The organism is Enterococcus pseudoavium NBRC 100491 (genome assembly GCF_001544295.1).
Classification (GTDB): Bacteria; Bacillota; Bacilli; order Lactobacillales; family Enterococcaceae; genus Enterococcus_A; species Enterococcus_A pseudoavium.
Map to the genome: position 1 here is coordinate 15,158 of NZ_BCQF01000006.1, position 11,324 is coordinate 26,481.

Here is an 11,324-nt window from a genome sequence, read left to right on the forward strand (position 1 = left end):
GTTCAAACCCTTGTCCTTTGCTTCTCTCTATCTACCAGTAGTACATTTTTCCCCTTTATTTTTCCCATTTGTTTTTAGGCTCTCCTTTTCAAAATAAGCACTAGTTATTCTGTTGAACATTGAATAATTAACAAACCAACGCTAACTAGCCCTCCTTCACCGCGACTTCTTCTAGCCAGTTTTCTAAGTTATTGTAACCGTCATTCTTGATATAATCATATTCCCCATCAATGATTTCATCAAACCAAAGTAATTCTCCGTCACGCTTTTTACCGGCAATCTTGACCACCGATTGACTAAGTGAGGTTTGTTGACTCAAATTTTTCACCTTGCCGATTTTCACTGCAATAATTGCATTCCCACGTTCATAACTCTTTTCGATTTCATATTGAACATATTTAGAATCTAACGTCTCACTGCCGATCAATACGACAGTGACAGCTGTCCCGCCCAATTGTTTATCGATCCAGCGCTCAACCACATCATCACCGTCACGCTTCATCCGTTCGAATTCGGCTTTGCTCGTGAAACCGGACTCTTCATTTTCCTTCAACGTCCAGTTTTTCTTCACGACCAGCGCTCGTGACAAATCGTTTTCATAGTCAAAACTGAAAAAAACTCTTTTAGCCATTAAAAACACGACCTTCCTCACTTTTTCGTAAAATAGAAATATCACAGTTTATTGGTCATTAAACAACAAAAAAGTCTTGACATTTACCTATAAATCTGAAATCCATTTTCTCTACTCATTATATAATATTCATCAAAATCCGTTGCTTCTTTTTTTTAATAATAGTAATTTTTATGGAGGCCAAGTTTTCAGCGCTCTTTTGCCAAAGAACATGCTGGTTTTTACCTGCTTTGCATGATAAGCTTTTGGTGAGAAAAAGACTGGAGGTATGAACATGTTGGATAAAACCGTTCCTTTTATTCCCTTTACGATGTTTCGCTCTTACAATGCTCCGCCCTTGGCAAACACTCAACTACCACCTGGTTATCGACTAGTTTTTTATCAACCCGGTGACGAAAAAGATTGGTGTCAAATCGAAACAGCCGTTCTAGAATTCGAGACTGAACAACAAGCAGCTAGTTATTTCGAACGTTCCTTTGCCCCATATCCAGAAGAATTAAAACGTCGGATGCTCTTTATTGAAAATCCCAAGGGCGAAAAAGTCGCTACTTTTACTGCTTGGTGGACAGCCGATCATTCTCCACGACTTCATTGGTTAGCGGTGCTACCTACGGAACAACGCAAAGGTCTTGCTAGAGCGTTAGCAATAAAAGTCACTCAGTTACTGCACGAATACTATCCTGATCAAGATCTTTATTTAAGTACTCAAACTTGGAGCCACTCAGCGGTAAAATTGTATCAACAACTTAATTATGAAATATTTCGAAACCAGGACTATCAAAAGATCCAAGATATTTTGACTGCTGCTGATAAAAAGCATTAAGTCCTCATTTTATTCAATCAAAACATCAAATTAAATATAATCGAGAAATTAGCAAAAAGTGAGGAGCTAGCTATGACTGGAAAATTAACCCCGCGCCATCTTGAACTATTGGATCATTATGGTCTGCTGGATCATCAAGCCGTTTCTGAGGTTCGAACATTTAGTTCTGGTGAGACCATTTTTACACAAGGAATAGAGTACAAATACATGATGATTGTCGTTTCTGGTAAAGCCAAAGTTTGTACGAGTGCTCCCACTGGCAAAGACTTGGTTTTAGCTTACTATCTTTCAAGCGGTTTAATTGGTGATGTGGAATTGATGTCAAATACTCCTTACGCAACCGCTTCAGTCGTTACCCTTTCTCCTTTTGAATGTATCGTCGTTCCCTTTGATCCTGAAAAGGACTCGATCTTTAAAAATCTCAAATTTATGACAGCTCTGGCAAAAGGCTTATCAGAAAATTTAATTAATAGTTCTTACAATTACACTTCCAATGCCCTCTATTCTGGCGAGCAACGGCTTTGCGCCTATATTTTACAAGGATCTTATAAAGATTATTTTTCAGATAACTTAACAGATGTTGCTGCTACTATCGGGGTCAGTTATCGCCATTTGTTACGCTTATTGAACAAATTATGTGAGGATAAAATTTTAAAAAAAGCGAAGAAAAGTTTTTGGATTCTTGATCCAGAACAGCTAACCCAGCGTTCCGCTGAAGCTGAGTATTTTAAAAAGAACCACTAAGAAAACAAGAAGCCTCTGATTCTTTAAATCTTAGAATCAGACAGCTTCTTGTTCTCTAATGCTCGTTGGGTTTCAAGTGCTCGATGTAAAATTCGTTGTTTTTGTTGAGCTTCAATTGCATTGATATGTTCCCAATAAATCTGTTTAGCTTGAACTTTTTTTCGTTGTTCAATTACCGCAATGCTAATAATTAATAGTAGTAATAAAATAAGAAAAAACATCTTTATCCCTCCCGTAAGCTCATCATACGACTCTTACAGAAAAACAATTATGACATATGTCACATTTTAAAAATAAAATAAGCCTAGAAAAAATTTCTAGGCCGTGTGCTCAATCTTTTTCAGCAATCCGTTCTCCGCTTAATCGGAAGAATCTTTTACCAAAATTCAGCAATAAACTGCTTTCTTCTTGCCGCATTTTTCTGATAATTCTCTGGATTTCTTTGATAATACGCTTGATGCTCTGCTTCAGCTGGGTAAAATGTTACTGCTGGTTCAATTTGCGTTACGATTGGCTGATCAAAATGTCCACTACTTTGTAAGTGTTTTTTACTTTCCTCAGCCGTCTCTCTTTGTTTTTCATCAAAATAATAGATAACTGGTCGATAGCTACTGCCTCGATCCTCAAATTGACCAAAGGCATCGGTCGGATCTGTTTGTTGCCAATAAATTTCAACTAATTCACGATACGAAATTAGAGTTGGATCAAAAATGATTTCCACCGCTTCCGTATGACCGGTTGTTCCACTTTTTACTTCGAGATAGGTCGGATTTTCCTGATTACCACCGGTATAACCAGAAATTACTGACTCGATACCAGGTAAAGTATCAAAAGGTTGAACCATACACCAAAAGCAGCCACCGGCAAATATTGCTCGTTCCATCGTCTTCACTCACTTCTCTTATTTATTTACTGGGACAATTGAGCCGCCCCATTTTTTCTCGATCCATTTTTGAACTTTTGGTTCATGTAATACTTTAACGATTTTTTCGATATCCTTGTTGTCTTTGTCACTAGTTTTAGTGGCTACAATGTTTACATATGGGGAATCATTTTGCTCAATCATCAATGAATCTTTGACCGGATTTAACCCTTTTTCATAAGCAAAATTAGAGTTTATTGCTACTAGATCGCCTTCATTATTTTCATAAGCAGATGTTAACAAGGTTGGATCCACACTGTGCTCAAAAATCAGCTCTTTCGTATTTTCTGTAATATCTTCAAAAGTTGCTTTGTCAATGGCTACTCCTGATTTCAATTTAATCAAGTTGTTTTTCACAAAAATATTCAATACACGCCCCCATTCAGAAGGTACGTTAGAAACGATGACTTTAGCACCATTAGGGATTGCACTGACCTTTTTGATCTTATGTGAGTAAATCCCCATTGGCTCTAAATGAATCGCACCGACATTAGAGAATTTGTACCCATTCTCTTTCTTCTGCAAGTTGAAATACGGAACGGTTGAAAAATAGTTGGCATCGATCTCGCCATCTTCCAAGGCTTTATTGGGTAATACATAATCATCGAATTTTACAATTTCTAAATCAATTCCTTGTTCCTTCAGTTCCGGTTTAATGTGTTCTAATATTTCTGCATGAGGCGTTGGCGAAGCCCCAATTTTTATTTTATCCGTTGTTGTGGCTGAACCAGAGCCACAGGCAGCCAGTAGTAAGATACTGCTTAAAGTTAATAATGCTAAACCGAATTTTTTCATACAAACACCCTCCAAATTTTTTTGATAAATAAAAAAAATATTCATCCCTTTACCTATCAGACTACTGATAAATAAAGGGACGAATATTTTCGCGTTACCACCCTTATTCGTATTATCCTTACAGATAATACCTCAACGGTACAGACATACCCGGCGATATATCGGTCGCTTCCCGTCCAATTTGCGTGAACAAACTGAATGCTCAGAGCTCATCTTCACAAACTTTCCACGATCCCTCTTTTCACCAGCCGAGGGTCTCTTTAATCGTTTCATGGTCCGTTACTCTTCTCTTCAACGCACATTTATTAATTGAAATCATTCTAATATAACTCTTTTAAAAATGCAACTAAAAACTAATAGTGTGGAATAGGTCTAGCTTAAAATAACTATTCAATCTAATTAAATGACTTGCTACTTTTTCCAAGTAGAAATCTGTGCTTCTTTTGACTTAACTGGTTAACTGCCCGCAGACCAATTGATCAAGCATTCCTAAGCTAAATGAACCGCTAACTTTTTTAAAAGCTAGCGGTTTATTCACTAGTTGGTATAACTGAATTATTTTTCTGATTTCAACAAGGCTAAAAATTGCTCACCATAATTATCTAGCTTGCTTTTCCCGACACCTTTAATCTTTAAAAATTCCAACGATGTCTGGGGCTGTTTTTCAGCTAGCTCCGTCAACGTTTTATCCGAAAAAATCACATACGGCGGAAGATTTTTTTCCTGCGCAAGCTGTGAGCGTAAATTGCGCAGTTCTTCAAACAATGCATCATCGGCTACTAATTTTTTAACTGGAGCTTGTTTGCGATAGACCTTTTGTTTGCCTAAAAGAACTAAAACTCCCTGATCAGAAACTGATAATAATGGATACTGCCCTTCAGAAGGTACTAAAAAGTGTTCTGCCGTCAAGTAATCGATCAAATTAGCAACCTCTTTTTGTGACTGTTCTTTCATTAAACCATAAGTAGGCAACTGCTGAAATTTCCATTGATTGATTTTCTGATCATTTGAACCCGTTAAAACTTTCGCAACTAACGCTTTACCAAATTTTTCACCCATTCGTTTGACACAAGACAGCACTTTTTGTGCATCAATCGTAATATCAACTTGTTCTCGCTCATCTAAACAGTTACTACATCTTCCACAATCTGGCTGATCTTCCCCAAAATAGTTTAAAATGGCACGTTGCAAGCACATTTGTGTATGAGCATATTGATTCATTTCTCGCAATTTGGCATATTCATTTTGTTGATACGTGGTTTCTGATTGAGATTGTTCAATAAAAAATTTCTGGACCTGCAGATCCTGTGGGGCATACAATAATACGGCCTCACTAGGCAGACCGTCTCGTCCCGCACGCCCCGCTTCCTGATAATAAGACTCCAAATTCCCGGGAATTTGCGCATGGATAACAAAACGGACATTGCTTTTATTGATCCCCATTCCAAATGCATTGGTGGCAATCATCACTGCGATTCGATCAAATAAAAAATCCTCTTGATTCTGTTGCCGTTGCTGATCGTTCAAACCGCCGTGATATCTCCCCACAGCAAAACCATGGTGTTTTAAGAGATGATATAGACGTTCGACTTCTTTACGAGTAGACGCATAAATAATCCCCGATTGACCCTGATTCAGTTTCAAATATTCCAATAAATACAAATCCTTTTGTTCCTTGACTACTTGAAAGGCTAAATTCTCCCGAGCAAAACCAGTTTTGACCTCATTTTCTTTTGAAATGTGTAGCAAATCAGAAATATCAGCGGCCACTTGCGGTGTGGCAGTGGCGGTCAATGCAATGATCGTCGGCTGCTGATCAAAATTTTGAATAGTTTCTGCTAACTTCAAATAGCTTGGTCGAAAATCGTGGCCCCATTGAGAAATACAATGCGCCTCATCAACTGCTAAAAGTTCGATTGGAACATAGCGTAATAACTCACGAAAATCAGCTGATTCCAGCCGTTCTGGCGCAACGTATAGCAATTTGATTTCGCCGCGTGCTGCCTTTTTCACCCGTTCATTCATTTCTAAATTCGATAACGTACTATTGATAAATGCTGCTGGGATACCGACTTCGTTCAAACTATCAACTTGATCTTTCATTAACGAGATCAAAGGTGAGATGACTAAGGTCAAACCCTCAAGCACTAACGCTGGCAATTGATAACAAATCGATTTCCCGCCACCTGTTGGCATGATCCCTAAAACATTTTCTTTCTGCAATACTTTTTGAATAATCGCTTCTTGACCACTTCGAAATTGCGTATACCCAAATTTTTCTGCTAATAATTCCCTCATTCGATCCATTTTTGGTTCCTTTCTCAAAACAAACATTATATGACCATTTTTGTCTAAAATTGCTGCTAGGATTTGTTCACCAAATCTAACACATTGGTCCCACATTTAGCAAAAGCATTAACAACAAAAGACCGTTAACAGTAGTCATTTTCACAACTTTGTCAACAGTCCTAAGCATATGCGATACTATTCTAAAAAATTGATTGACTTTCTTTTTAAAGGCTACTCAGCTAATTGCTGCCAAATTTTTAATGCATCTTTCATGCCTTTGACTTGATGAACTCGTACTAATTCAACTCCATGAATCGCCGCAAATAAACTGGCGGTGACTGATCCATAATCTCTTTCTAAAGGACGTTCTTCATCCACTAAATGAGCAATGGTTCGTTTGCGTGAGACGCCATAAAGCAGCGGAATATTTTTGTAACGATATTTCTCTGGATGTTTTAGCAGATCAATATTTTCTTCCATGCTTTTCCCAAAACCAATCCCTGGATCAAAACAAATTCTTTTTTGATTTATTCCCGCAGCTAAACAGGCTTGATATTTTTCTTCATAAAAGGCTTGCAAATCTGCTTCTAAGCTAAGTTCTGATTTTCTAGGACGAGAATGCATAATAATCAATTTCGCTTGCGGATATTTCTTAGCAACCTCCATCATACCATCTAGGTCAAGTCCCCGTACATCATTTAAAATGGTTGCGCCATTTGCTAAAGCATAATCAGCTACCTGGGGAAAATAAGTATCAATCGAGATAGGAATCGTGCTTTTTTCACGAATTGCATTTATGACTGGAGCAATCCGTTTTATTTCTTCTTCCGGAGAAACCTCTATATAGCCGGGCCGAGTCGATTGAGCTCCAAGGTCTAAAATATCAGCCCCCTCTTGAATCAGTTCAAACGCATGCGCCACAGCTTTTTCAGGTTGATAAAACTTACCACCATCGGAAAATGAATCCGGTGTTACATTAACGATGCCCATAACCTTAATCTTTTTCATTTCCATTTGCCTCCAGCACTATCTGATTAGTCAGCTCGCGTAATGCTCTTGTTCGCGGACTGTAACGATTTCGTTCCTCTAACGGTAACTGAGCCAATGTCTTGCCGATACTCGGAATGAAAAAAATCCGATCAAACCCGTAACCTTCAGTCCCGATTTCTTCAAGGGTCAGTTCCCCAGACAGTGATTTTTCAACGACCAATATCGAACCTTTGGGATTAGCATATGCTAATGTCGCAAACAGTGTGACCTTTCGATTGGTTTGGTCTTTCATCAAATCGAACAATTGCTGGTTCTTTTCCTGATCACTCAATCCCGTTTTAAAAAAGCGCGCAGTTTTAATCCCTAGCAATTGGGGAAAAGCTGCCAAAACTAAACCACCATCATCAGCGAGAACGGGCTGGTTCAACGAATGACAAAAATTTTCGGCCTTTTCTACAGCATTTTCCCGAAAAGTTTTACCCGTCTCCGCAAAATCCAGCCTCTGTTTAGTATATTCCGTATAAGAAATCAGTCTCACTTGGTCTGACTGGATACTATCCTGCATCTCGGTTAGTTTGCCTTGATTATTCGTTCCAACAATAATCTTCATTTCTTGCACCTAGTTATTAATTGCCGCTAAGAAATCTTTTTTCCATTCGCGGTCTTCTTTAAAAATCCCTCTATAATGGAAAGTTTTAGTCAAACTATTCGGTGTTTTGACACCTCGCATCGTCATACACATATGTTCTGCCTCGATTGCTACCGCGACCCCTTTAACTGGCACATGCTTGACTAATTGATCCGCAATCATGACCGTTAGATTTTCTTGGACACTGGGACGTTTGGCACAGTACTCCACCAGGCGTGGCAATTTACTTAACCCCACTACCTTATTGCCCTCAGGAACATACGCAACGTGGACTTTTCCGAAAAATGGTAAAAGATGATGCTCGCACATGGAATAAAACTGGATTTCTTTTACTAATACCATATCGTTGTCATTGCCACTATCAAATAACGGGTAATCATTAAATTCTGGTTCATTTAGTGAACTAAATATTTCCTGATACATTTTAGCAACCCGTCTTGGTGTGTTGATTAGACCTTCTCGTTTCGGATCTTCTCCTAATGCTTCCAAAATTTGGGTAACTGCTGCTTCGATCTTCTCTTGCTGCAAATCCATTCCTACTACCAACTTTCTGTACTATTCCATACTTCTTCTTGATTGCCCGTTTGATCAATTAAGTCTTCGATTGCCTGTCCAAATAGTAAACTTTGGGAGTAAACATCTTTCAGCGGAACCAGAACAAAGGAACGCTTTTTGATTTCACTATGAGGAATCGTTAAACGCTGATCAGAAAACGTTAAATCTTCCAATAATAGGATATCGATATCAATCGTTCGTGGTCCCCAGTGAATCAATCGTTCGCGTCCTAATTTTTTTTCGATCAGCTGGGTTTGATCCAATAATTTTAGTGGTTCTAAATTCGTCTCAATTTTTACGACTGCATTTAAATAATTATCTTGCGGAACATCACCATAAGGTTTCGTTTCGTAAATTGCTGATTTCTCTAATACGGTGATTCCTGCCGTCTGATTTAAATAAGTGACAGCTTTTCTTAAATAGTCAATTCGATTTCCTAAATTACTACCAAGAGCTAGATAACCTATTGTCATTTTACTCCCAGCTCTCTTTCCATTTCGATCTCAATATTATCAAAAATCCCCGGCATTGGAACACTATATTTTCGGATTCGAACCATGGCCTTTTGTAATTTTTTTCCATGATTTTTTTCAATGTCATCTAAAATTGCTGAAGCTACTGCTTCAATTAAATCAAATGAATCCTTTTCCAGTCTTGCTGCGATTTGATCATTCACTTCAGCATAGTTGACAGTATCAGCTACATCATCTGTTTTCCCCGCTTTAGTCAAATCCATTGTCAACTCAACATCTATTTCTAATTGTTGTCCTAAAATACGTTCTTCCTTTAGAACACCATTTTTGGTGTAAAACTTAAGATTATTGATTCGAATTTTCCCCATCATCATGCCTCCACTACTACTAGTTTTCATTGTCGAATTCATCCAATGAAATTGCTATCGTTATCTTACCATAGATCGTAACATCTCTAAAATCGTAAATTTCAATGATACACACCTTTTAAATGTGTACCAAGCAAAAATAGATAGTTCCTTACTGCCAATTTTTTATACAGCCTCAAAATATCTTTAGTGACAATAGTAAACGACCAAACGAAAAAGTCAGCCAACATCATCGCAATCGCTTTTTTGAACTTTCTTACAGTCGTTTGTCTTGGGTAAGCGTTCGTCCACTTGATGGATTTTTGATGAGTCCAGAAGCCATAGCGTATGTGGGGAAAATAAGTTAAAACCACTAAAAAAGACCAGATTTTATACTCCTACGTAAATTAAGAAAAATCTCGTTCTCCAATCGTAAACTGTTTCAAAGCCGAAGTAATCATCGTTTTCTGGGATTCTTCCAATCTCTCCACAAATATTTTTAATCCGCAATTGGATAAGAATAAAATATCCTCCCAAGTCTCTAACATACCTTCTTTAAACTGATTCAGCACTAGAATCAACCCTAATCCACGTTCAAAAGGAAGCTGTCGATAAAATAATTCTGGCACAAACTCCACTTCCAAAAATTCAAATAAATCATAAGGTGAAAGAATTTCTTTCAATAAAAAATCCACTTGTTCTATCTCAGTCTCCAGCATATGAAAACTTTCCATCTTTTGATTGAATTCCTTAGCGGTCATTGCCGGTATTAAAGTTAACATCATTTGTCCTTTATCTTCCATTAGCAAAACATTTTTCAAAGAAGAAACCGAGTCCAAGAGGGCGATCCGCTGAATAAAATGTTGGATAGTCTGTTTATGATACGGCTGCTGATCCAATAAAAGTGTGAGTTCATCCGGAATTTTCTGCTGCTGAATACAGCTATAAACATACTCTGCTTCCGGTTCTGTTACCAGTAACGTGGTTTCTGAAGAATTGGCAATCTTTTTGGCAAACCACTGATTCAGCACCACTTGATACAGATTATTAATATCTTTACGATAGTCAAACCGGAGTTTTTTAGTATAGGATTTTAGCACTTCCTGAACCTGCTTTGGCGCAATTTGAATAATAAAATCATTTTCTATCGTCAAACGACTCAGATACTGTTCCACAAAATCGATTCCCTTATATCGTAAATCATCTACAGGATTTGCCAACTGATAATCAATCCAAGCCGAGCCAGATTCGGTGGCCTTGTAATCTATATCGTAGGTCGTGAAAAACTTTGTCAGTTCCTCCAATGTATCCCTCATCGATTCGATTCCAAAGCAGTGATAATTTTCTTTAAGTTGGCCATGAATTTCTGCAACTTTTGCTAATTTTACAGCTAACCTCTGTTTGCCACTATTGAAACGTGACTCTACTGTTTGTCCTTCTATAGCGTGATCCATCACAAATAGAACTGACTGACGAATATTTTCGATTTCGTCCACTGCTAAAACACTACTGCCACTTAGACGACTCTGCAAGTGCTGAATAAAAAATCGTTGAAACTCTTTATCAGAAAAACTTACTTGATACATTTACTCATCCCCCTTAGATCCAGGAAAATCTTCAATATATCCTTGAATATATTCTAAATTGCCATCGAATTTTTCATATAGGCGCCAGATGATTTCCAGTAATCGCTCATCTTCAGCCGGATGAATACTGTGCAAGTAATAAAAACTTTCTTGCAGCACCTCTACGATGTTCAAATATTCTGATTTTGACATCCCACGTCTCTTGGCTATTCCCTTCATAAAATGTACCGAATTATTCAAACTAAAATCGATCAGATGGTGGTCTAGCATCGCTTGTTCCCTGCTGTCCAAAATTTGTTCCACATCTGCGATAGTTAGTGTAAAAGATTGGCCATTCAACTGGAGCACTTGATTGACTTTTTGGACTAACTGTTGCTTATCCTCTTCATTAAATAACAAAGCTTCATAATTCACCATAGAGCTTCTCCACCCTTTCCTAAACTTAATAGCACGGATACTCGGAGAATACAATCTTGATTTTATACCTCTTTTGTGGTATTATGGTTAGTAAGGTTAAGAA

14 protein-coding genes and 1 other annotated feature are annotated in these 11,324 nt (G+C 37.8%); of the genes, 2 read left to right on the plus strand and 12 right to left on the minus strand.

What is annotated here, in order from left to right; all coding sequences use genetic code 11:
• Positions 1-145: 145 nt before the first annotated feature.
• A complete protein-coding gene (locus tag EP1_RS04280) occupies positions 146-631 on the minus strand; it encodes a TIR domain-containing protein (protein WP_067623999.1) in 486 nt (161 codons plus the stop codon).
• 274 nt (positions 632-905) lie between these two features.
• Between EP1_RS04280 and EP1_RS04285 the strand changes: the two genes are divergently transcribed.
• Both EP1_RS04285 and EP1_RS04290 read left to right on the plus strand, forming a co-directional pair.
• Positions 906-1,454: a GNAT family N-acetyltransferase gene (locus EP1_RS04285; protein ID WP_067624002.1), complete on the plus strand. Its 549-nt coding sequence runs from the start codon at positions 906-908 to the stop codon at positions 1,452-1,454.
• 72 nt (positions 1,455-1,526) lie between these two features.
• Positions 1,527-2,198, plus strand: a complete 672-nt coding sequence (locus tag EP1_RS04290) for a Crp/Fnr family transcriptional regulator (RefSeq protein WP_067624005.1) — start codon at positions 1,527-1,529, stop codon at positions 2,196-2,198.
• Between the two features lie 23 nt (positions 2,199-2,221).
• On the opposite strand, the gene EP1_RS04295 is transcribed toward EP1_RS04290, so the two are convergent.
• The 11 genes from EP1_RS04295 to EP1_RS04350 form a co-directional block, all read right to left on the minus strand.
• Positions 2,222-2,419 (minus strand): hypothetical protein, encoded by a 198-nt coding sequence (locus tag EP1_RS04295; RefSeq protein ID WP_067624008.1) that lies wholly within the window; start codon positions 2,417-2,419, stop codon positions 2,222-2,224.
• Positions 2,420-2,574: 155 nt separating this feature from the next.
• Positions 2,575-3,081, minus strand: coding sequence for a peptide-methionine (S)-S-oxide reductase MsrA (msrA, locus tag EP1_RS04300; protein ID WP_067624012.1), 507 nt, complete (start codon positions 3,079-3,081; stop codon positions 2,575-2,577).
• Positions 3,082-3,099: 18 nt separating this feature from the next.
• On the minus strand, positions 3,100-3,915 hold the full coding sequence (locus EP1_RS04305; RefSeq protein ID WP_067624015.1) for a MetQ/NlpA family ABC transporter substrate-binding protein: 816 nt from the start codon (positions 3,913-3,915) through the stop codon (positions 3,100-3,102).
• A gap of 72 nt (positions 3,916-3,987) precedes the next feature.
• Positions 3,988-4,219 (minus strand) — a binding site (T-box leader).
• Between the two features lie 251 nt (positions 4,220-4,470).
• A complete protein-coding gene (gene recQ / locus EP1_RS04310) occupies positions 4,471-6,222 on the minus strand; it encodes a DNA helicase RecQ (RefSeq protein ID WP_067624018.1) in 1,752 nt (583 codons plus the stop codon).
• A 213-nt stretch (positions 6,223-6,435) separates the two neighbouring features.
• The gene (gene folP / locus EP1_RS04315) at positions 6,436-7,212 is read right to left on the minus strand and encodes a dihydropteroate synthase (RefSeq protein WP_376717064.1); all 777 of its coding nucleotides are present in this window, start codon (positions 7,210-7,212) and stop codon (positions 6,436-6,438) included.
• Positions 7,199-7,804: a non-canonical purine NTP pyrophosphatase gene (locus tag EP1_RS04320; protein ID WP_067624026.1), complete on the minus strand. Its 606-nt coding sequence runs from the start codon at positions 7,802-7,804 to the stop codon at positions 7,199-7,201. Before EP1_RS04320 ends, folP begins: the two co-directional genes overlap by 14 nt.
• A gap of 9 nt (positions 7,805-7,813) precedes the next feature.
• Positions 7,814-8,377 (minus strand): GTP cyclohydrolase I FolE, encoded by a 564-nt coding sequence (gene folE / locus EP1_RS04325; RefSeq protein ID WP_067624029.1) that lies wholly within the window; start codon positions 8,375-8,377, stop codon positions 7,814-7,816.
• A 5-nt stretch (positions 8,378-8,382) separates the two neighbouring features.
• The gene (folK, locus tag EP1_RS04330; RefSeq protein ID WP_067624033.1) at positions 8,383-8,871 is read right to left on the minus strand and encodes a 2-amino-4-hydroxy-6-hydroxymethyldihydropteridine diphosphokinase; all 489 of its coding nucleotides are present in this window, start codon (positions 8,869-8,871) and stop codon (positions 8,383-8,385) included.
• A complete protein-coding gene (gene folB, locus EP1_RS04335) occupies positions 8,868-9,239 on the minus strand; it encodes a dihydroneopterin aldolase (RefSeq protein WP_067624037.1) in 372 nt (123 codons plus the stop codon). Before folB ends, folK begins: the two co-directional genes overlap by 4 nt.
• A 386-nt stretch (positions 9,240-9,625) precedes the next feature.
• Positions 9,626-10,804, minus strand: a complete 1,179-nt coding sequence (locus EP1_RS04345; RefSeq protein ID WP_067624043.1) for a DUF6179 domain-containing protein — start codon at positions 10,802-10,804, stop codon at positions 9,626-9,628.
• Positions 10,805-11,221 carry a DUF6323 family protein gene (locus EP1_RS04350; protein WP_067624047.1) on the minus strand — a complete coding sequence of 139 codons (417 nt, stop codon included), beginning with the start codon at positions 11,219-11,221 and terminating at the stop codon, positions 10,805-10,807. It lies immediately after the preceding gene.
• Positions 11,222-11,324 lie beyond the last annotated feature (103 nt).

Coding starts and splice junctions, on each gene's coding strand:
- EP1_RS04345 (WP_067624043.1), bottom strand. CDS start 10,804: ATGTATCAAGTAAGTTTTTCTGATAAAGAGTTTCAACGATTTTTTATT.
- EP1_RS04290 (WP_067624005.1), top strand. CDS start 1,527: ATGACTGGAAAATTAACCCCGCGCCATCTTGAACTATTGGATCATTAT.
- folB (WP_067624037.1), bottom strand. CDS start 9,239: ATGGGGAAAATTCGAATCAATAATCTTAAGTTTTACACCAAAAATGGT.
- EP1_RS04295 (WP_067624008.1), bottom strand. CDS start 2,419: ATGTTTTTTCTTATTTTATTACTACTATTAATTATTAGCATTGCGGTA.
- EP1_RS04280 (WP_067623999.1), bottom strand. CDS start 631: ATGGCTAAAAGAGTTTTTTTCAGTTTTGACTATGAAAACGATTTGTCA.
- folE (WP_067624029.1), bottom strand. CDS start 8,377: ATGGATTTGCAGCAAGAGAAGATCGAAGCAGCAGTTACCCAAATTTTG.
- EP1_RS04320 (WP_067624026.1), bottom strand. CDS start 7,804: ATGAAGATTATTGTTGGAACGAATAATCAAGGCAAACTAACCGAGATG.
- EP1_RS04305 (WP_067624015.1), bottom strand. CDS start 3,915: ATGAAAAAATTCGGTTTAGCATTATTAACTTTAAGCAGTATCTTACTA.
- recQ (WP_067624018.1), bottom strand. CDS start 6,222: ATGGATCGAATGAGGGAATTATTAGCAGAAAAATTTGGGTATACGCAA.
- EP1_RS04285 (WP_067624002.1), top strand. CDS start 906: ATGTTGGATAAAACCGTTCCTTTTATTCCCTTTACGATGTTTCGCTCT.
- msrA (WP_067624012.1), bottom strand. CDS start 3,081: ATGGAACGAGCAATATTTGCCGGTGGCTGCTTTTGGTGTATGGTTCAA.
- folP (WP_376717064.1), bottom strand. CDS start 7,212: ATGAAAAAGATTAAGGTTATGGGCATCGTTAATGTAACACCGGATTCA.
- EP1_RS04350 (WP_067624047.1), bottom strand. CDS start 11,221: ATGGTGAATTATGAAGCTTTGTTATTTAATGAAGAGGATAAGCAACAG.
- folK (WP_067624033.1), bottom strand. CDS start 8,871: ATGACAATAGGTTATCTAGCTCTTGGTAGTAATTTAGGAAATCGAATT.